We start from the raw sequence: 21875 nt of genomic DNA on the forward strand, positions 1-21875 counted from the left end.
TTAATAACTTTTTCATGGTATAATACATATGCATTTTTTATTTTGATAATCAAAGTATTCTTGAGGTGGTACATGTGAATACACAAATGTTGAAAAACCTTTTAGCGTCTAAAACTATAGCAGTCTCGATACTTAACACAAAAAAACTTGACCAATTAATATATTACATGAACGATACATGTAAAGAGTTCTTACAGTATGACCAACATGAACTCAATCAAGTAACATTAAAAGCTATTATACATAAAGATGATCTCCATAGTTCAACTCAGATGCTCCATAAACTGTTAAATTCTGAACTTAAAGAGTATACAGCTGAAAGAAGATATGTACGTAAAGATGGTAGCGAGTTTTGGGGATTACTTACTCTAAAATGGCTAGATGATACTTTTATTCTATGGACGATACAAGATATCCAAGAAAAAAAAGATATAGAAGAGGCTTTTATTAACTTTATTCATCAAGGTTCGGTTAATAGAATTTCTTCTGAAGACTCTTTCGAACATCCGACAATGGACTCTGAACTATCTATAGGTCCAAAGAGTAATAGGAAATATTTTAGAATTTCATTAAAATGTCCGATTTGTTCAGAACTTCGAATCCTTCGGGAAGGTAAAGGCTCTATGGCAACTTCTTCATCAACTAATATTTGTATAAAAGATATTGGTCCAGGAGGGTTGAAATTTAAAAGTGATCTAAAATTACCTGTTGACTCACAATTGACCTTGGAATTTAACTTTCAGCTTCTTGGTATAAAATTTAATCTTCGTGGAAAAGTGGTTAGAGCGGTTACTAAAAAAGGCTATTACCAATATGGCGTTCGATTTTATATCGATGAAAAAAATAGAGCTTTGTTGGCTAGAACTTGTAATAATGTAGCAATCTTATATCGTAATCGTATAGCTTTATACGATACCCATTTATGTGAAAAATCATGTGACTAACTATAGGTGTAAATACATATAGTCATACATATTAAAGAGGGCTCAAAGTTGAGCCCTCTTCTTATATTAAATTACTTTTGATTAGACCTGCACGTACATATAAAGTTATACTTGATAATAAGATACATGATAATATATCACCACCAACTGATACTAAGAAACCGTATTGAATAGCTAACATGATTGAGAATTCTGCACCAACGAATAAGTTCTTTGCCATATATAAGTATGGTACACCGGTTATATAGATAACTATCATGGCGATTAGTGATGCAATAATATACCATTTAAAAGTATAAGTTCCTTTTAATTCTATGATTTTACCAGCTACATATGCGCCTAAAATGAAACCAATCAAATAACCGAATGTTGGTGTGAATATATAATAAATACCACCCCCACTAGCAAAAACAGGGACACCAATTAAGCCAATGATGACATAAATCAACTGTGATAACATACCTAACCTAGAACCCAATAATAAACCAGACATGATGCAGAAAAATAATTGCATAGTAAATGGTACATAAGGTAGTGGTATTTTTATCCAAGCCCCTACCGCAGTTAATGCAGCAAATAATCCAACTAGAATTATATTCTTAGGATTAAGATCCGCCTTATACATATTATAAACTGTGATAGCTCCCATAATAATAAAAGCACCTACAGCAAGTATCAATTGTAACTCTGTACTCATAAATATTGTTTCCCCTCTCTTTAAGCATACTATTTTAATGTTAACTCCATTATATAAGACAACCTTTTTATTGTCAACTAATTTACACGATTAGGTTAACAATAAACCAAAAAAGCTCAGGTGTAAAACCTGAGCCCTATCTGATTCATCACTTATGCATTTTTTAGTTTACCAACTTTTTCATAGTTTTTTTTATAACAGATTAAATAGTAAATACTTATTCCTAAAGTAAGTAGTTCAGCAAATGTAATGGATAAGAAAATACCTGCCTCACCTATAAAAATAGGCAACATATAAATTCCAATGACTACAAACAATAAACTTCTTGATAAAGATAAGATTGCTGACTTTACTGCTTCTTCTATAGCAGTAAAGAATGAGGATACAATAATATTAAAGCCCATTAAAAAGTAGGATGTTATAAACAGCTTGGTCATATAAACAGTCATATCTATCAATTCTTTATTTTCCTTGGCAAAAATATTAATAATAGGTTCTGACTTAAAAAACATCCAGAAAAATGCTGTTATACTAATTCCTTCAGCTGTTATAATTGCCACCCTTAAGGTTTTATGAACTCTTTTATAGTTTCCAGCACCTAGATTATAGCTAACTATAGGTTGAAGAGATTGGGTTAATCCGAAGATAACCATAATCACTATTGTATTGATATATAGTACGATACTCATCGCTGAGACACCCATTTCTCCAAGAGCTTTCATAATAACAATGTTGAATAAAAGAGTAGTAACAGAAGTTGAGACCTGAGTTAAAAATTCTGAACTTCCATTGAAAATTATTTTTCTGAAAACCTCTATTTCAGGTTTGAAAAGAGTAAATTTCAGTCTAGCTTTCTTAGAAAGGAAGTGGCCTATTAATAGAGTTGTAGCTAATAGACTTGAGGTTACTGTTGCAATTGCTGCACCTTTTAGTCCTAAGCCTATGATGCCAATTAAAACAAAATCCAATAGGATATTTAAAAGAGATGAACTAATGGCAACTACCATACTATAGTTAGGTCTACCATCTGTCCTAATAAAAACATCAAATAGCATTGGACCTTGAGAAAAGATTAAGCCAAAGAGCATGACGTATAAATATTCTTTTACAAGAGGTGCCAATGTTTCATTTGCACCTAATAAATTAATTAATGGATCAATAAAAATTAATCCTAGCACAGTTGAAAGAATACTTACTGCTGCTGCCAATGATACCGTAAAAGAAAATATCTGAGAAGCTTTCTTCATATCTCCTTTACCAGCATGAATGGTTGCTACTACATTACCCCCTATGGCTATCATACCTGTAATACTACCTACAAATGTAATAAAAGGCATTGCCATATTTACAGCTGCTAAGCCTAGATGTCCTACATACTGTCCTACAAAAATCCCGTCAACAATGACATATAATGAGAGTACAACCATACCAATAATTGATGGTATCGCGTACTGAAAAAATATTTTTACAATTGAGTCATTTCCTAAATCTAGTTGCTTCATGAGCTCCACCTCCAACAGGTATCATACACGTTAGAGTAACTCTAATGTCAATAATTAATTTAAAAAAATTTGAAACTCTGTGATGTAACGAGTCTCATCACCAATCAAAAGATAGTTTTCATTCATGTATTCTATTAGAAATTGATTTTCTAAACCTTCTTTTTCCTTCATTTCAATCAAAAACTCATTAATGTTTCTTTTCAATTCATCTTCTGTACCTTCTAGAAGTAAGCTTATATATTCACCTGCAGGTATAAGTAGTATTTCATTCTCCTCTTTCACTTTCCCCTTTTCTTCTTCAGTTAAGGTAATGTATAGATTTTCTATATTTTCTTGTTGGTGTAGTAAAGCTCGATTAAATAGACTTATTTGTCCATTATCAGTTATTTGCTTGATCGTATTTTCTTCAATAATGGTCCTATCCTCTGCATCAATTTCTCCTACTTTAATTGCCAATCGCTCTGGAAATTTTTTTACTATTGGTTTATTCAGATACTGCTTATAGTGATTATAAAAATTTATTTTCTTATCTAATAAATCTTTAGTTCTTTCAAGGTCTCTAATCTGATTTTCAATTTTTTGCTTATTATCCTGTAATAGCTGATTATACTCATCTGCTTTAAAAGGATTACTTAATCTATCTTTAATTTGGACAATGGGAACATTCATTTCTCTTAATAAACGTATAATGCTCAATTCAAATATATGATCGTCATTATAATAACGGTAACCATTCTGATCATACTTGGGGTTTATGAGACCAATCTTGTCATAATATCGTAATGTATGTTTACTTAATCCAATAAGTTTAGCCATCTCATTAATGTATAATTTCATATTCTTTCTACTTCCTTCCCTTCAGAAGCCTTCATTAAGTAGTTCTTCAAGCTTCACATCAATTCTATTATACAATTGTTCAGGGGATTCAGCTATAATATTTTCTGCACGTATAACTGCATAAAATTGCTTATCACATAAGGAACATTGGCCTAAACATGGTTCTATGAAAAAGGAAACCATGGGGTACCTCTCTTCTAATTTTTTAATAACTGGCTCAAGTCCTTTACTTATATTGTTTTCACAGAGAAAAACTTCTTCTATCATGGTGTCATCTCCTTCAAAATACTGTTATTACTAGTATTTCATACTTAATTACTAATAAACATCCCATACAAATACAAGAGAAGTGACTGACTGTTTCCCACACTACAAGAAAAAGTACATGATCAAGTCTTTATTACCTTAATCATGTACTTCTTAATCCTTAAATTCATTACATCGCATCTAACATAAAGTATGCCCCTGTAGCTAATCCCGCTCCTAAAATAGTTACAATAGCTACTTTTAGCTTATCAATAGGTGTTTTCCCTTGAACTTCACCTGTTTGACCATTAACTAAAAAATTATATACCTTATTATTGAAAGTATAGGAAGCAACCCATATTGGTAAAAGGATATGCTTATAAGTAACATCTTGAAAGTTTGTACTACAACTGAAGTTTCTAATCTCATCACCATGTAAGTGACTTCTGATAGTACTTTCTATTTCACGTTCCATATCATTCTTTGCATGTTGCCATCCACCTTCTAAATCAATACCATATTTTTCTGCCATAAAACCAGATAAATATTCATGTTTAAAGGGTACTAATTCATTAAAATGAAAGGGCTCCAAGGCTTCGATCATATTTTGATCCACATTCTTGGATGCATTAACTAGTTCATCATTAAAAAACATTTCATGATGACCGCTTTCTCGATGCCAGCGTGTTTTTCGAACTCGTTTATCATCTACAGTAACATAATAATGCTCCCCGATACTAGCAGAATAACGTGAATAGGTTTGGCTATCAAAAGTCCAGTGTGGTATATAGACACCTTGAATCTTATCCAAAATATACTCTTCTTTGACAGCTTTAGGTGCAAAAAATTTTCCTTTAATCCAATCTTTAAATAAACTTTTTGCCTTATCTTTATGAATCTTAAAAGGAATTAATGATTCGGGTCGAATAGATGATCTTTCATTTTCTTCCTTTACCTCACAAATATGTGGCGAATCACAAAAAGCACAACGACTTGCAGTAACTTTTACATCTAAAACAGTGGTTGCTCCACAGTTTTCACATTTGATTACTCTTTCCTTTTCTTCATCCATCCAGTCCTCAGTCTGATTAAGTCCACTAAAGAAATCCCTTTCTTCAATGATTTCATCATCGTCTTCGATTTCTACAATAGTATTACAGTAGGGACATTTAAGTGCCTGGCTGGCAGGGTCAAATTCAAGGTCAGAACCACAAGATATGCAATCATAGACCGTTGTATCTGCTTGAATATTATCAAGGACTTTTTCTCCCATCTTCCCTTCCTCCTAATCTACTTTCGTTCCACATTCAAGACAAAACTTTGATCCTGGTGCTAGTTCAGCTTGACAATTGGAACATGTTAATTCCTGTTTTGCACCGCACTCTGAACAAAACTTAGCCCCCTTTGCAAGTGGTGCCTGGCACTTAATACAAAGGTTTTCTACTCGTGTTTTATGCCCACAAAAACTACAGAACTTGCTGCCTTCTGGAATATCTTTTTGACAGTTCTCACACTTCTTCATTAAAGATGCTTGTGATTGGGTTTGTTGTACAACTTGCTGTTGATTAGTTGATGGTGCACTTTGCTTCTGACTCAAAGCATTACCCATCATATTACCTATAGCAGCACCTGCCCCTAAACCTACTCCAGCATTTGCAAAATTAGAACCTTCATTTTGAGCCGCATCTCGAATAGCTTCAGCCGTTTGATATTGGGCATACTTATTCATATCACCTAATACACCCATTGAAGTTCTTTTGTCGAGTACCGCTTCGACTTCTTCTGGTAATGAAATATTTTCTATATAAAAAGAGATGAGCTTTAATCCAAAAAGATCAAATCGTTCTTGCAATTTATGTAATGCTTGCTCACTGAACTCATCATACATCATGGCTAAATCAAGAGCTGGAATCTTAGACTCTGCAATTAAATCAGTTAACCCCGACACAATTGAACGCTTTAATTGCCCAGTTATTGAATCTTTATCATAAGTTCCATTAGTACCAAATACTTCTTTGAGGAATTTAGCTGCGTCATGTACCTTAAAGGAATAGATACCAAAGGCACGTAATCTGAGCATCCCAAAGTCGGCATCACGCATCATAATAGGATTAGCAGTTCCCCATTTTTCATCTGTAAATTGTTTAGTATTAATAAAATAAACCTCTGACTTAAAAGGTGAATCAAACCCATATTTCCATGACTTTAGTTTCGTTAAAACTGGTAAGTTAGCAGTTGTTAATTCATAACGTCCAGGTGTGAATACATCAGCTATTTGTCCTTCATTAACAAATATAGCTATTTGTGATTCACGTACTGTCAATTGAGCCCCCATTTGAATTTCTTTATTTTGTGTTGGAAATCGATATACCATAAGGTTACTCGAATTATCTGTCCACTCAATCACATCTAATAATTGATTCTTAACAAAATCAAATAATCCCACTTTCACTACCTCCTACATATTTATCTTTATTTTAATGATGATAACAATTTATCTTCTTACTAATACATGTTATATTTTATCATTTCACCTATTTAATTTCAATTACGGTTTATTTACAAGTTTAATGAAAACCATAGAAAGACTAATAGATTTATTCTACGTATTCTATCTATGGTTCAGAGCTTTTTCTTTTTACTTATTCAATAATAATCTCATCTCCTAATTGATCAATAAGTTTATTTTTCATATTCTCAAGAGCTTTTTCTTTACTCTGACTTCCATTCTCAATACTTTTAATAGCATCATACAATGCTTCTGAAAAAACCAGATAGTTTTCGTTCTTGGGTAATAAAGTTGTATAGTCCAAAGTATAAGCTATGGAACTTAAATACTCATCTGCTTTGAATTCTTCTAACTGAGCTGTACTACGATTGATTGGTAAATGACTTGTCTCAATAGCATGCTTTGCTTGGTACTGAGGACTTGCAACTTGCTCAAGAAGTTGAATACAAAGTTCCCTCTCTTGTGTTTGTGATGATAAGGTATAAATCAAAGGTCTTGATAAAGTTAAGGGTTTACCTCCTTGTTGAGCTGCTGGAACAAGCATGAAATCAAATTGCTCTAACATCTCATCATAATCAGCACCTTGTTCAACATAGTTGAATACATTCCAAATTCCACCGTGATAGAACAAAGTGTCTCCCTGAATACTTAATTGATGTACTTCTTCACTGCTCATGTTCATAAGATTTGGAGGTGCTAGTTCTCTATTCACTAACTGCTCAAAGTAATAAAGCGTTTTTAGAAGTCCTTCCTCATCAAAGACAAACTTATCTTCTAATGGGTCATATAACTCAGTTCCAAAACCTTTTGCCAGCATATAAAAATCTGGTCCATTTAATGGTCGATGGATAATGCCATATGTGCTCAGTCCTTGACTAACTGCTTCTTCCGCTACCTTCATCATATCACTAAGAGTAAACTCTCCTTTTAATACCTGAAGTGGCAACTCTTCAATTTCTTTATCCGTCCACCCTAATTGTCTTAAGATTTTCACATTAACAAAAACGGGTCTTGCTTCCGTATCTTGTAACGCTCCCCATGTTTGCCCCTTCCAAGTAACAGCTTGCCAAAGTGTATCATACACGTCGCTATATGCTTCAGATTCTTTAATCTCATCTACAGGTTGGATGTAATCCCCTTTTGCTAACCAAGGAATTTCATCATGTCCTATGGTATAAACATCTGGTCCATTACCTGATTCAAATTCTAGAATAAATTGCTGCCGATACTCTTCCCAGTTTCCTTCGAAAGCGTATCCTTCAACTTTTACAATAGTCTTCTCTCCTTGTTGACGTAAAAACTCACTTAATTCTTCAGCAGCTTCTTCTAAGTTAGAAATTCTAGTTAACTCTGCGCCTTTAGTCCACGCACTTATGGTAATTACTTCTTCTTGACCTTGATCTTCTGTATCAGCCATAGCAATATCAACATCTTTACTCTCTGAGCATGCTATTAATAATACTACTAAACTCAATGTAAAAAGCACTAAGCTCATTTTCCTGCTCCCCATCATCATACTTGCTACGCTCCCCCCACATGCATTTATCCTTTATTGAATTAAACATTCTTCTATGGTAAAATATAGTCCTCAACTTATATACGATTTTGCATTAAACATTCTTCTATGGTAAAATATAGTCCTCAACTTATATACGATTTTGCATTAAACGATAGTTTTATGTAAATTTTGGGTAATTATTAAAGATAAAACTCATTAGAAAAAGAATACATATAAGCATATTTTATCATTAAACAAGAAATATTTCACTAATAAAATATAAATTCTCTCATAATATAAATCTATTTGAAAATTCACATAAGTAATATTGGGGATTGGTGGCCTATCATGATTGGAATATCTAAAAAAAGAAAACCTCGATTAATCTACAAGCAAATAATAAAATCTCATTTAATACTCACTGTTTCAACCATAGCTATCATTGCCATCTCAACATGGACTATTTTTTATATAACCCTCTTTCATAAGGTTTCAGAATCAAGTAATGAAAACTTATATTTTATTAATAATCAAATGGATAACTACTTCAATCAAATTCTTGGTCAACTGGATAAAATAGCAATTAATCCTGATTTAAGGCGTTACCTTATTTTGGAAGATCAATTCTCTAAGAATAAAGATATTTATCAGCCAGCAGATATTTCATCTTTATTAGATTCCTATTTTTATTTAGAAGATGCCTTTACAATCAACTTATTTACGACAACCAATATAGTAAAAAACCCTAAAATATTGAGGTATCAGAATGATTATTCTCTTAATGAAGAAGCATGGTTTAATGGTCTAATCGCCAATGAAATGGACTATTTTATCTACTCATCCGAGCCTCATTACACTAAACAATCAAGAAACAGTCTTTCGATTATTTATCCCGTTAAAAACTACGCCGGTGATCAAACCATCGGTTTTATAAGAGTTGATATTCCTCATACTTCTCTTGAGAATTATATAAAAAGGAATGTCCCTGCTAAATTATCTTTATTAATCACTGATTATAATAACACCGTACTCTTTTCTACCTTAGATAACATGCCATTGACTGATACTATTATTAGTCAGGGAAGCACCTTTATTGATGAAGTTAAGATAAATGTCAATCACGAGAGTTATCTGATTAATAAGCGAAGGCAATCTTTATCCAACCTATTGATTTATACACCTGTTTCTCTGGAAAATGAAATGAGCCCTATTGCAGACCTTATTGTTATCATGTTACCTATTATCGTCATATTAATAGCTTTAGATATCTGGATGACCTATAAGACTTCTTATAACTTAACTGCACCTATTAATGACCTTATTCGAGTCATGGTAGATACAGAAAGCGGTAATTTTACAACCTACAATCAGTATCATTCTGATTTTATTGAAATTAACCAGTTATCCCATTCTTATGATGCTATGATGGCTGAGATTAATCGATTAGTTGATACGAACTATAAAAATAATTTATTACGATTAGAATCCCAGCTCCAGGCTATACAGCAAAAAATTAATCCTCATTTTCTTTTCAATACACTGGAAACGATTAATGGACAAGCTATTTTAGAAAATGCCCCTGTTGTTAGTAAGATGACACAGACACTTGGCAATCTATTTCGCTATAATTTAAGAGCCAATGATCTGGTTTCACTAGAAGATGAAATTAAATATATTCAAGATTATGTCTATCTCATACAACTTCAAGGTGAAAAGGAGATAGAACTGTATCTTAATATTCATCCTGCAACTGCCCTATTCAAGCTTCCCAAGCTTACATTGCAGCCGTTAATAGAGAATGCTATTCGTCATGGGTTTAAGAATAAGAGAAGTGGGAAGATTACTGTGAAATCTTTGCTAATTAATTCTGGTATAGAGATCATTGTTGAAGATAATGGTCAAGGTATACACCCCTCTGCAATAAAAGAATTAGAAACTGAACTCCTCATGGATGAGAATAACTTGCAACACTTCATTGATCGTCATCAGCACATAGGTATGCGAAATGTAAGTGCTCGTTTATGCCTTAGTTTTGATACATCTAATTGCTTCACGATTGAATCCATACCAGATAAATATACCCGTATTACACTAACATTACCTGAAAAGAAAGAAGAAATGGAGAGCTCATGATGTATAACTTATTGATAATTGATGATAACCCCATTATACGTAAAAGCTTAATAGCACGCATTAACAATATCCGTAAGGATTTTCATATTATCGGTGAAGCTTCAAACGGGAAAGAAGCCATAAAAATTATCAATGCCGAATCTGTGGACATAATTATTACAGATATAAGAATGCCTGAAATGGATGGATTAACCCTCTTAAAAAAAATACGTCTTGTTGATGAAAACATCCAATTTATTGTTATATCTGGGTACGATAATTTTGAATATACAAAGCAGGCTCTTATTTATAATGTGGTCAATTACCTATTGAAACCAATCAATGATTCAGAATTATTAAATGCTTTACAAAAAGCTAAATCAAATATCTTAACCATTAAAAAGATTCAACAACAAGAAGAGATAATTAAAGAGCTTAATTATTCACAAACCTTTGAGAAAAAGAGTAAAGAATTTGTTGCCTTCTATAATGATCGAATGAACTTTCACCAACTTATGGAACTACCCTTTTGGTATGATTATCTGAATACTTATTCTTCATTCCAAGTCGTAGCAATTTATTCAAAGCTAATTAATCGTATCGAGGATTGCTTTAAATTACAGACTATGCTCGAGAAATCAACGACATTAAAAAATACTCAGATCATTTATTATGATAAATCCATCGCCTTCGCTATCATTGGTTACGAATATTATAGTGTAGAACAGCTAAACACTTTTCTAGAACTATTTAAGCATGAAGATTACGAGCACGCTTACAGGTTAAGTATTTCTGAAATTGTTAATCAACCGCTTATGATCAAGAAGATTATTGGATCAAGTATACATCAGTTACACTACCACCTCATTAAACCAACAACACAGGTAATTTACTATCAAGAATTTGAAGAAGATATTGAAACTCTCAATACTATGCATCCTATGTTGGATCAACTCCGTTTGACTCTCAATTTAGGATTGTATGAAGAATCCATTAGTCATTATAAATCAATACTGAAAAAATGTCTTGATAGCACCGATACAATAAAATTACTCATATTTTTTCAACGCTCACTAATCCACCATATGTCGGAAATAGTCATTGAGAAAAGAATTAAAGAAAAGATTATTCCAGAATATTTATATAGACGTTATGCGTTACTCCACTATAGTCAATTATCTGAGTGGAGTGAGCAGATGTTAAAGATTATACAATCCCTAAGCCTTGAAATTCAAAAAAAGAAGGCATCAGTCAATCATCAAAGTATCATTCAATATATCAACATACACTATAATAAGTCTCTATCACTTTCTGAATTAGGACAAATTTTTGATATGAATGCAAATTATATCGGTCAGTTAATAAAAAAAGAAACAGGCTTAACCTTTAAAAACTATTTACACCAATTTCGAATTAATCAAGCTAAAAAAATGTTGGTTAGTGAACCTGATAAGAAACTTGAAAAAGTTAGTTACGAGTTAGGATATAGAGACCTCCAATACTTCTCCAACACTTTTAAAAAATTGACTGGTATGTCCCCAAGTCAATACCGTAAGGAAAATTAAGCTGACCCCAGCTCATTTTGTATTAATATGTTGTTTAACGTAGACATTTTTATATTGAGTTGGGGTCAGCCCTTCTATCTTTCGAAATACTTTAAAAAAATACTTTTCATCTTCATAACCAACCTCATAAGCTATTTGCTTAATCGTTTTATCTGTTTTAAAGAGAAATTCTTTTGCCTTCTCTATTCTTTGACGATGAATAAAATGATTGATGGTCATACCCGTTTGATTTTTAAAATAACGATTGAGATAATTTTTATTATAGTTAAAAGCTTTAGCTACATCTTCATAAGTAATTGGCGCATCTACATGGCTTTTGATCCATTCAATAATCATGATCAATTTTCTATTTTGTTGTTCACCCTTGGTACTATTCATTAATTGCAGGTATGTCTGTTGCGTCATTTCTATGAGGAGAGATGTTAAAGCATAGTCTTTAGCGCATCCACTATAATAGTTATCACCATATATATGCATCATTTGATTAAAGAGTATGGTAAGACTATGAATAGAAGACCACTTTTGGTATAAAGGTATAATAGCAAAATGTTCATTAGCCTCTTGTAACCCTGACTTTATCTTATAAAAATCGATTACTGCATCTTCTTCGCTAATTATTTCAGTTTTCCCCTTAAAATGATACCAATAAAATGAGACTGATTCAGTTGATACTTTATAACCTTTATGCTGAATGTCTGGTAACAACACAACGCTCTCATTTTCTTTTACTTCATACTTCATATCACCATGTTGAATATATGCTGTCCCTTTCGTACAAAGGATAATCTCTGTATTATCCAGGGTCCGTTTTGGGTGTATCCAATCACCATTTGAGATAAAATGACCTGCGCCTACGACAGAACAAGGGTGACTTATACCTATTTTAAGATATTCCATAGTTTCCTCCACTAGATTACTCACATTTTCACTTTTTACATTACTAGAACTAATGCCTCTCATTCATATAACTTGATTAGTATTATTATATATGATTTAGGTGATATATTAAAGCACCCTTCTCATCTAAAGGGTGCTTTACATTTTATATCGTCTTAAATTCGCCTGTTTGCTCTTTTAACTGAGCTGCAACACTTTTTAATGCTACCATTTTTTCTTCAACATCATTAAATGACTGGACTTGATCGTTAAGGGCATTTTGCATATGAGCAATTACATCAGTCGTCTCCTGAATATTTAGGGTTATTTCGTTAAGACCTTGAGACAGATCTAATGAAATCTTAGCTTGATTTCTTGATGAATCGGTAACGTTGTATATTTTCTCATTATTACTTTCCATTAATTCAAGGATATTATCAAAATGCTGACTCACTTCATTTGTTTTATCTACAATAACGTCAACATTAGAATGCCCTTTTTGAATGGCTTCTGCTGCATTATTTGACTTACTAATAATATCACTAATAAGGGATTTAATCTTTTCAGTTGAATTTTTACTTTCTTCAGCTAAACCTCGAATTTCCTCAGCTACTACTGCAAACCCTCGTCCATTCTCTCCTGCTCGCGCAGCTTCTATCGCTGCGTTGAGTGCCAGTAAATTAGTCTGTTCAGATATGCTATTGATTATTGTAACAATCTCTTCAATCTCACCGGATGCATTTTTAAGAGATTGAATTGTTTCAAATGCTGTTTCTGTAGTATTTTGTAACTCTTGATTTTCCATAACAATACCGTTTAGTTCGCTAACACCGTTTTGCACATAATTCAAAACATTATTGCTGTTATTGGATACATCATCAGATTCATTGGATATGACTTCAGAGCTTCCAGCCATTTCTTCGATACCTGCATTAGCTTCTTCAACACTAGCAGCATTAGATTCAGAACTTAAGCTTAATGATTCAATGTTATGCGTAATCTCTCTTGACCCTCCATTAGCATTCTCAATCATTGTTAGCACATGTACAGATGAGTCTGATAACATATCTGCCGTCTTTTGGATACTCTTAATCAACTCATTAATCTTAGATATAAATCCATTAAAGTGATTTGCTAATTCACCTATCTCATCCTTTGATTTTACATTTATTCGCTTAGATAGGTCTCCTTTACCATTCGCTATTTCTTCAAGTATTGCGTTCACTTCATTGATTGGTTTAACTATTGCACGAGCTCTGTTTAACCCTATTATAAGTGAAAGAATAAGACAGATAATAGTTGTAGCAATAATTATGATGCGTCCTATATTCGCAAGATTATCCAGAGTATTGATTTGATTGTCTATCACATTGTAAATAGTTTGCTCCAATTCTCCTATCTGTTGCATTATCTTCATAGATGCTTCTTCTATTGCCTTCATATCAGTACTACCAGTTTTCATGCCTTCAATAGCATCTTTAAGGTCGTTTAGATACTGGGTAAGTTCTGTATAATAGTTTTTTATAGTAGCAGATGTAACACTATCCACATCTAACTCACCTTCATCATTCTGTACGATTACATGACTGAAAATATCGTTAACACTGGCAATTGATTGATCGACTTGCTCTATTGCTGTGTCAAAATCAGCTTCATTACCTGTTTGTCTACTAGTCTCAAAGGATTTTTGAACTCCCGCAAGATGATACATAATTTTTCCTGTATCAGCTATTTGAGTGAGATATGTATTGACTAACTTTTGATTGCCAGCTTGTTGGCTGTTGATCATAGTTACAGCTACTGTACCACCTATCACGATAAAAAGGCATACAATTAAAAAACCAGATAATATTTTACCTTTAAGTTTTAAATGCATGTTTCCTCTCCTCCTTTGTTTATACTTTTTCCAAGAATTTTGCAAGTATATTTATATTAGCAAAATTTTCTACAAATGAAAAGAGTTTTTGATAATAATTCTTATAATCTTTTAAATTTATTCATAATATGTTAACATTTAAGAACACCTTCCATTAGTAGTTTCCCATGATAGGTACTACATTCGATGTTTATTATAAATTCTAAAATTATAAGCACACTAAACTACCTTTCATTAATAGATTACACAAATAGATAGATTTGACAAATTGGTATTAAACTGATAGAATTAAAAAAGAGCAGGTGATTTTTTATGCAATATAAGAAAGAAGAAGTTCGTAATGCCATCCTAGAACAAGCCGAAAATGAATTTCTTGAAAAAGGTTTTGAAAAGGCTTCTATACGCAGTATCGCTAAATCTGCAGGTACAACTATTGGGAATTTTTATAACTATTTTTCTAGTAAGGAAGCTATATTCGACGCATTAGTTGAAGCTGAATATACTAAATTTGTATATTTTATTAATCATCATAATGACATTGAGCGACCTGATTATTTATGGGATTCCCTTGACCTTGATTTATGTAGAAAAGTATTAAGGGATCTGATTAATGATTTTCTGCCTATGTTTACTGATCGTCTATTACTTCTTGTTGAATGTAGTAAGGGAACCAAATACGAAAATGCTAGAGAGTTGTTACATGGTTATATTAAAGAGCACTTTATTGAGCATATGGAAGAACATAACTCTAATTACATGATGAAGACTTCTTTTCCATCTTTAGTTGCTCGTCAATTCTTGGATGGTATTGTTATTATACTAAAAGATTATAAAGATATGGATGAAAGAAGAAACTTAATAGCTGAACATATTTTATTTTACTTTATCGGTACCATGGGTTTATTAGGTCATCATAATTAATTTTTTTATATTAAAAAATAACATATGATTTTTATTGGAGGGTGATGAGTATGATTCACGTCAATCAATTGAACTTTACTTATCCTAAATCGGGTAAGCATGCTGTAAAGGATGTTAGCTTCCATATCAACAAAGGTGAAATCTTTGGTTTCTTGGGTCCCAGTGGTGCTGGTAAGACAACAACACAACGTATTATCATTGGGCTTTTAAGAAACTATGGAGGAAGTGTTAAAGTTTTTAATTCCGAACGAAGCACCATGGGTAAAGACTTTTTTGAAAAGATTGGAATAGCTTTTGACTTTCCTAATCTTTATGAAAAGTTAACTGCATGGGAGAATCTAAAGCTAATAAGCAGTTATTATCAAAAGCAACCAGAAAATCTCTTGGATCTATTTGAAAGAGTTGATTTAACTGCTTCTAAAGATCAGAAGGTAGAAAGTTATTCCAAAGGTATGAAAATGCGTTTAAACTTCATACGGGCCATCATGCACGATCCTGATATACTATTCTTCGATGAACCCACATCTGGTTTAGATCCTATGAACGCTAAGATTATTAAAGACACTATCGTTGAGATGAAAGAGAAGGGTAAGACCATCTTTCTTACAACTCATAATATGACTGTTGCTGATCAACTTTGTGACCGAGTTGCTTTTATTGTTGATGGAAAAATCCCTGTCATAGATAGCCCTAAAGACCTTAAGATTAAATACGGGTCGTCTACCGTTCAATTAGAATACTTTGATGGCAGCCATGTTCAATCTTTAAATTTTCCTTTGGAGCAAATTGGCACTCATGCTGACTTTCATCAAAAGATTAAAAAGTATTCAGTAAGGACTATTCATAGCCAAGAGGCAACTTTAGAAGATATCTTCATTCAAGTAACAGGCAAGGAGTTGGTCTAGATGCGGTTAAAAGGAGCTTTACAAACAGATATTAAGTTCCAATTTAAACAAGGTATATACGCGATCTATGTTCTTGTTACGGTATTTTATATCGTAGCTGTAAAGGCTCTACCGACATCCATACATAAGATTATTGTTCCTTTTATTGTATTTTCTGATCCTTCAGTTGTAGGCTTTTTCTTTATTGGTGGGGTCATCATGTTAGAAAAAGCTCAAGGCGTACTGACATACTTAACCATTACCCCTTTAAGACTATCTGAGTATATTTTATCCAAAATTATAGCCTATACCCTACTCGCAGAAGTAGCTGGGTTTGCAATAACACTCCTGACCTATGATGGACCTGTTAACTGGTTTTTACTTTTTATTGGTATCTTTTTAACCTCTATCTTCTTTACTTTGTTAGGACTTTTAGCAGCTTCAAACTGTAAAACTATGAATCAGTACTTTTTACGTATGGTCCCTTATATGCTCTTTGGTATAATACCATGCTTTGGAATGATCCCTTCAAGCTATACTTTTTTACTTCACTTCTTTCCCGGTCTAACAGCTTTGGAATTAGTTTATGGTGCATTCCATTCATTAGCTATAGGTAAGGTCATTGCCTATGGGATTTATACATTACTCATGGATTTACTCTTATATCTTATTACCTATAAAGTATTTCAAAGAGAAACATCATTTTAGGAGGTGTTATGAAATGATTAATTTAAACTGTATTAAAGCAGATGTCAAGCAGATCATACGAGAACCTATACTCATTATTTTTGTATTCATACCCGTTTATATATTCGTTCTTATAAAATTAGGTATCCTATACTTGGCTCCTTACCTCCTTCATACTACAGGGTTTGATTTATCCAATTATCATACCTACATACTTGCTGCTTCCCTCATTATGATCCCCAATATGCTTGGAACTGTTTTTGGATTTCTTATGTTAGATGAAAGAGATGGACATATAACAGAATTAATGGTGATTACTCCTATTGGGTACAATGGCTATATCTTTAACCGGCTTCTACTCCCAATGCTAGGCTGTTTTATTTACACGTTTCTTGGATACATTTTTTTAAGTATAACATATGTTCCCACATTACAATTATGCCTTCTGGCTTTTCTCTTAAGCATTGAAAGTCTGCTAATTGGTATAACTCTGTTCAATATAGCAGATAACAAAGTCAAAGGACTAACTTTGGCTAAAGCACTTTCACTGCTTGCACTGTTTGCATTAGCTGATTTAGTCAATGAACCTGTTGTTAGTTTGGTTGCTTCATTCTTTCCATTCTACTGGATCACTCAGGTCATTCAGAATCCATTATGGGAAGCTGGTTCAATCTTTAATAGCATTATGGCCATACTTATTCATGTCTGTTGGCTGCTCATATACTTCAAAATTATAAATAATCGCAGTACCATTTAAGATTTAAAAATCCCTATTTGCTTCACGCATATAGGGATTTTTCTAATGATCATTCATGATAGACTAAAACCATGTGGATACATTTTTTAATATCTGAAAATTAGTTAAGTCGTAATGTAATGGTGTAATAGTAACATATCCTTTATTGACGTAATAAGAATCGCTTTCGTCTATATGATCAACGATTCTTTCTCCTTCTAAGTTATATCGCCTACTCATATCACTACTTTCAGTCTCTTTAAAGAAAGGCTTGTACTGCATTTTACCAATCTTACAAACTTTCATACCTTTTATATCTTTTTGCTCTATAGCTGGTACATTTACATTGAGCACAATATCATCCTCAATTTTATTGCCCATGGCTTTTTCAATAATTTCTGCTACATATTTTGCTGCAATATCATATACTTCAAGCTCTGCATCTTGATCGGTTGAAATTGCAATGGCTGGAATGCCACATAAAGTTGCTTCAACAGCTGCTGATACCGTTCCGGAATATAGAATATCCGTCCCCATGTTATAACCGATATTGGTTCCTGAAATCACCATATCAACCTTTTGGTCAACTAATTGATTTAACCCTATACGTACGCAGTCAGCTGGCGTACCGCTTACTGAATAAGCTTTGGACTTTAATCCCTGAAGTCTTTCTTCCTTTACAATTAATGACTCCGCTATAGTTATGGAATGACTCGTAGCACTTCTTTGATCATTAGGTGCTACCATTGTTATATCATGATATTGCTCAAGTTCTTTACATAGAGCGTAAATACCTTTTGCGTGAATCCCATCATCATTTGTTAATAATAGTTTCATTGATTATCTCCTCTCATCATTCACCATTCATACTACTATTTTATCTAAAAGTGCTTTATTCTATTATTCAACTCAGTATTTTACTGGTCAATAATTAGGTTTATTAAAAATAGTAAAGGTATTAATAGATTTACCTTTACTATTCACATCTAGATTTTGATCTTTTTTGGAGATGATTTTACAAAATATTCAACTGTATCTTGATCTGGTTCAGGTATGTACTGACTACTAGATTGCTCACCTTTGCATTCAATTTCAAAGGAATCTTTATGGGTATGTAAAACGAATAACCCTCTACATGTTGGACACGCCAAAATATCACCATCTTTATGATCATGTGAATAGGAAATAATTGGTCCACATCCAGGACATTCTATTAAAGGTTTCTCTTCTCCACAAAAACCTAATACACGACTAAATATTTCCTCACTTGCTAGAGAAACGAATATCTCTGCCAGCTTTTTATCAAACTGTTTACCGCTTTCATTATGTATTATATCAATAGCCTTTTCTTTGTCCATACCTTTTCTATAGGGTCGTGTACTGGTCATTGCATCAAAAGCATCTGCAATACCAACTACTCTTGGAATAATAGAGATTTCTTTTTCTTTACTACCATTATACCCATATCCATCAATTCTTTCATGATGCTTATAAATCGCATCTTCAATAAGAGGTGCTAATGGATGATTGGATGCTAAATTTTTGCCAAGAGTTGTATGTGTCTTCATTGTATCATATTCAATATCTGTCAGTCTGCCAGGCTTATTGAGAATTGCATCTGGAATGCCTACTTTACCTAAGTCATGAACAAGTCCACCTAATTCAGCGAGAAAGATTTGTCCTTTGTCCAATCCTGCTTTACTTGCCAATATTTTTGAATATTGACTTACTCGCCATATATGACCCCCAGTATACGCATCTCTCGCCTCGATAACTGATGCTAAAGACGTTAATGATCTAAGTAATGATTTATCTAAAGATATTTTGCTCATAAATGATTCCACCTTTATTTTAAATTTATACTAAAGATTTGTTTGCATATGATTAGACCAATTGTCTATATAATCATTGTAGTTAGCATGTCAAATCTTGTCAACATAAAAATAAATAAAGTGTCTAATAATATTTCTCGCAACAATAAGAAAATTGACTAACGTCACGTTTTAAGTATGTGCAAGAAAGTATGGTCCCTTGCTTGATCATTTCATGTAATGAAATGTATCAAAAGTAATGAGGTTCGATGCCTCATTGCTTTTATAAGCAAAACGCAGTACTTTCTTACACTATAAAAAACTGTCTAATGACAGTTACTTCGTAGTGCTATTTATGCGAATTTATAATTAAATGAGTGGTATTGTTGTGCTTCTGAGATCTTTATCCATAGTGGTTTACGTTTATCAAAAGTAGTTATATATCTAAAGCCTGCAAGTTTAGCTATCTCTATAGCTTCACTCAGACCATTAGCTAATTCTGAAGCAGAATGGGCATCCGAACCAATGGTCAAAATTTGGCCACCTAAACGTCTATACATCGATAAAATATCTAAATCAGGTAAACAAGTTTTTGCATGTTGCCTTAATCCAGATGAATTAATCTCTAATCCTTTACCGCTTTCGACCAAAAGCTTTAGAACTTCATTCAGTTCTTCCATATATTCAGTAAGATGAATTCTTACTCCAGCTCTTGCAGCATATCTTTTAGGCAGATCAAAGTGACCAATACAATCAAAATCTCCCCATCTGATGATGTTCTTTATTTCTTCTAAGTAGATTTTACAATACTTATTGATATCAATCTTAGTATAATCCAATTCTCCAAAATCAACATCTTTATCCATTTTGTGACTTGAAGCTAAAACATAATCATAATAACATGTTGCTAGAATTTCTTTGATTCTTTTAGGAAATCTGTGAGGTTGCCCTAGTTCTATCCCAAACTTTAGATCTAAGAAAGGACTATATTTCTCTTTGGCTATTTTAAACTTTTCATAGTTTTCTTCAATATTATAAAATAAATAGTCTGAATCTTTTTCTGTTGGTTCAAAATGATCAGTTATAGCGAACTCTTTTAACCCTATAGTAATTGCTCTTTCACATAGTTTATTTAATGAGTCTTTACCATCAGTAGACATATCAGAATGTACATGATAATCGAAAAGCAAAGCTAATCACCTCTTATCTCATTTATTGTCTTATCTTTATAATGTAACTCTAACATACTCAAGTAAAGATACTATTAAGCTAAGGTAAATTTGAATATTTAAACAATTTCAAAAATAAGAAAAACTATCTGAAATATAGTCTCAAAGAGTTTTATGAGCTAATGATCAATTAATTACTGAGTTTGAATTGCTTTCAGTGCACTTAATTTCATCGCTTGATGTTTGGAATTAGATAAGAGAATAATTACAAAATCATAAAGACTTATAAAATTTTACAAAAAAATAAAGACTCCTTGAAATATTCTCAAAGAGTCTTACATGCATGAATCACCCGGGGCTCGAACCCGGGACACCTGGATTAAAAGTCCAGTGCTCTACCAACTGAGCTAGTGATCCACATTATTTAATTATGGCGTGCCTGCAGGGATTCGAACCCCGGACACGTGGCTTAGAAGGCCACTGCTCTATCCTGCTGAGCTACAGGCACATATAAAAAAAATATAAAGCGACCTGCGCCGCTTTTACAATTACTTATTTCAAAATCGGGGTGACAGGATTCGAACCTGCGACCTCTTGAACCCAAATCAAGCGCTCTAGCCAAGCTGAGCCACACCCCGATAAATTCAGCAGTCACCTACTCTCCCAGGCAGTCACCCACCAAGTACCATCGGCCGTCTATGTCTTAACCATCGTGTTCGGTATGGGAACGGGTGTCTCCCATAGACGCATCACCACTGAAAACTCCCCGAGCTGGACTCGAACCAGCAACCCTTCGGTTAACAGCCGAATGCTCTACCATTGAGCCATCGAGGATTATATTTGAGATTGTACTCTCAAAATTGCACGTTGAATTGACTTTTCATATTCCAATAATAACTCATTTTAAGTGATTTTCACTACATTCCATATCACTAGGTCAAGACCTCGACCTATTAGTACTGGTCAGCTGAACGTATTGCTACGCTTACACCTCCAGCCTATCTA

At 33.0% G+C, this 21875-nt stretch carries 19 protein-coding genes, 4 tRNA genes and 2 rRNA genes; 7 read left to right on the forward strand and 18 right to left on the reverse strand.

The window, feature by feature from the left end; translation table 11 throughout:
• Nucleotides 1-74: 74 nt before the first annotated feature.
• On the forward strand, nt 75-944 hold the full coding sequence (locus C1Y58_RS09320; RefSeq protein ID WP_105615741.1) for a PilZ domain-containing protein: 870 nt from the start codon (nt 75-77) through the stop codon (nt 942-944).
• A gap of 61 nt (nt 945-1005) precedes the next feature.
• On the opposite strand, the gene C1Y58_RS09325 is transcribed toward C1Y58_RS09320, so the two are convergent.
• From C1Y58_RS09325 to C1Y58_RS09355, 7 genes are all read right to left on the reverse strand, one after another.
• Nucleotides 1006-1641, reverse strand: a complete 636-nt coding sequence (locus tag C1Y58_RS09325) for a biotin transporter BioY (protein ID WP_242985366.1) — start codon at nt 1639-1641, stop codon at nt 1006-1008.
• Nucleotides 1642-1793: 152 nt separating this feature from the next.
• On the reverse strand, nt 1794-3143 hold the full coding sequence (locus tag C1Y58_RS09330; protein WP_105615742.1) for an MATE family efflux transporter: 1350 nt from the start codon (nt 3141-3143) through the stop codon (nt 1794-1796).
• 54 nt (nt 3144-3197) lie between these two features.
• Nucleotides 3198-3980: a MerR family transcriptional regulator gene (locus C1Y58_RS09335; protein ID WP_105615743.1), complete on the reverse strand. Its 783-nt coding sequence runs from the start codon at nt 3978-3980 to the stop codon at nt 3198-3200.
• A gap of 21 nt (nt 3981-4001) precedes the next feature.
• On the reverse strand, nt 4002-4247 hold the full coding sequence (locus tag C1Y58_RS09340; protein ID WP_105615744.1) for a DUF1450 domain-containing protein: 246 nt from the start codon (nt 4245-4247) through the stop codon (nt 4002-4004).
• A gap of 169 nt (nt 4248-4416) precedes the next feature.
• Nucleotides 4417-5499 (reverse strand): TFIIB-type zinc ribbon-containing protein, encoded by a 1083-nt coding sequence (locus C1Y58_RS09345; RefSeq protein ID WP_105615745.1) that lies wholly within the window; start codon nt 5497-5499, stop codon nt 4417-4419.
• Between the two features lie 12 nt (nt 5500-5511).
• Entirely contained in the window at nt 5512-6672 is a 1161-nt protein-coding gene (locus tag C1Y58_RS09350; protein ID WP_105615746.1) for an SPFH domain-containing protein, read from the reverse strand.
• Nucleotides 6673-6868: 196 nt separating this feature from the next.
• Nucleotides 6869-8230, reverse strand: coding sequence for a sugar ABC transporter substrate-binding protein (locus tag C1Y58_RS09355; protein ID WP_157950031.1), 1362 nt, complete (start codon nt 8228-8230; stop codon nt 6869-6871).
• Between the two features lie 351 nt (nt 8231-8581).
• Between C1Y58_RS09355 and C1Y58_RS09360 the strand changes: the two genes are divergently transcribed.
• Both C1Y58_RS09360 and C1Y58_RS09365 read left to right on the forward strand, forming a co-directional pair.
• Nucleotides 8582-10366 carry a sensor histidine kinase gene (locus tag C1Y58_RS09360; protein WP_105615748.1) on the forward strand — a complete coding sequence of 595 codons (1785 nt, stop codon included), beginning with the start codon at nt 8582-8584 and terminating at the stop codon, nt 10364-10366.
• Nucleotides 10366-11910: a response regulator transcription factor gene (locus C1Y58_RS09365; RefSeq protein WP_170311558.1), complete on the forward strand. Its 1545-nt coding sequence runs from the start codon at nt 10366-10368 to the stop codon at nt 11908-11910. Before C1Y58_RS09360 ends, C1Y58_RS09365 begins: the two co-directional genes overlap by 1 nt.
• 12 nt (nt 11911-11922) lie before the next feature.
• Here C1Y58_RS09365 and C1Y58_RS09370 read toward each other — a convergent pair whose 3' ends face one another.
• Entirely contained in the window at nt 11923-12807 is an 885-nt protein-coding gene (locus C1Y58_RS09370; RefSeq protein WP_170311559.1) for an AraC family transcriptional regulator, read from the reverse strand.
• Nucleotides 12808-12952: 145 nt separating this feature from the next.
• Complete coding sequence (locus C1Y58_RS09375; RefSeq protein WP_105615751.1) at nt 12953-14662, reverse strand: methyl-accepting chemotaxis protein; 1710 nt, start codon at nt 14660-14662, stop codon at nt 12953-12955.
• A 312-nt stretch (nt 14663-14974) separates the two neighbouring features.
• Between C1Y58_RS09375 and C1Y58_RS09380 the strand changes: the two genes are divergently transcribed.
• From C1Y58_RS09380 to C1Y58_RS09395, 4 genes are read left to right on the forward strand one after another with little or no spacing between them, the layout of a single operon-like run.
• A complete protein-coding gene (locus C1Y58_RS09380) occupies nt 14975-15583 on the forward strand; it encodes a TetR/AcrR family transcriptional regulator (RefSeq protein ID WP_105615752.1) in 609 nt (202 codons plus the stop codon).
• 50 nt (nt 15584-15633) lie between these two features.
• A complete protein-coding gene (locus C1Y58_RS09385) occupies nt 15634-16488 on the forward strand; it encodes an ABC transporter ATP-binding protein (protein ID WP_105615753.1) in 855 nt (284 codons plus the stop codon).
• Nucleotides 16489-17175 carry a fluoroquinolone export ABC transporter permease subunit gene (locus tag C1Y58_RS09390; protein ID WP_105615754.1) on the forward strand — a complete coding sequence of 229 codons (687 nt, stop codon included), beginning with the start codon at nt 16489-16491 and terminating at the stop codon, nt 17173-17175.
• A 13-nt stretch (nt 17176-17188) separates the two neighbouring features.
• Nucleotides 17189-17911, forward strand: coding sequence for a hypothetical protein (locus C1Y58_RS09395; protein WP_105615755.1), 723 nt, complete (start codon nt 17189-17191; stop codon nt 17909-17911).
• A 63-nt stretch (nt 17912-17974) separates the two neighbouring features.
• Here C1Y58_RS09395 and surE read toward each other — a convergent pair whose 3' ends face one another.
• From surE to C1Y58_RS09440, 9 genes are all read right to left on the reverse strand, one after another.
• Nucleotides 17975-18727, reverse strand: coding sequence for a 5'/3'-nucleotidase SurE (gene surE, locus C1Y58_RS09400; protein WP_105615756.1), 753 nt, complete (start codon nt 18725-18727; stop codon nt 17975-17977).
• A 149-nt stretch (nt 18728-18876) separates the two neighbouring features.
• Nucleotides 18877-19722, reverse strand: a complete 846-nt coding sequence (locus C1Y58_RS09405; protein WP_105615757.1) for an HD-GYP domain-containing protein — start codon at nt 19720-19722, stop codon at nt 18877-18879.
• A gap of 332 nt (nt 19723-20054) precedes the next feature.
• Nucleotides 20055-20891 carry a histidinol-phosphatase HisJ family protein gene (locus C1Y58_RS09410; RefSeq protein WP_105615758.1) on the reverse strand — a complete coding sequence of 279 codons (837 nt, stop codon included), beginning with the start codon at nt 20889-20891 and terminating at the stop codon, nt 20055-20057.
• Between the two features lie 323 nt (nt 20892-21214).
• Nucleotides 21215-21287 (reverse strand) — tRNA-Lys (locus C1Y58_RS09415).
• A 14-nt stretch (nt 21288-21301) separates the two neighbouring features.
• Nucleotides 21302-21378 (reverse strand) — tRNA-Arg (locus tag C1Y58_RS09420).
• 55 nt (nt 21379-21433) lie between these two features.
• A tRNA-Pro gene (locus C1Y58_RS09425) sits at nt 21434-21508 on the reverse strand.
• 4 nt (nt 21509-21512) lie between these two features.
• Nucleotides 21513-21630 (reverse strand): 5S ribosomal RNA (gene rrf, locus C1Y58_RS09430).
• 2 nt (nt 21631-21632) lie between these two features.
• A tRNA-Asn gene (locus tag C1Y58_RS09435) sits at nt 21633-21704 on the reverse strand.
• Nucleotides 21705-21803: 99 nt separating this feature from the next.
• A 23S ribosomal RNA gene (locus C1Y58_RS09440) occupies nt 21804-21875 on the reverse strand; the annotation flags it as partial.

The organism is Vallitalea okinawensis (genome assembly GCF_002964605.1).
In the GTDB taxonomy this organism is placed as follows: Bacteria; Bacillota; Clostridia; order Lachnospirales; family PQDH01; genus Vallitalea_A; species Vallitalea_A okinawensis.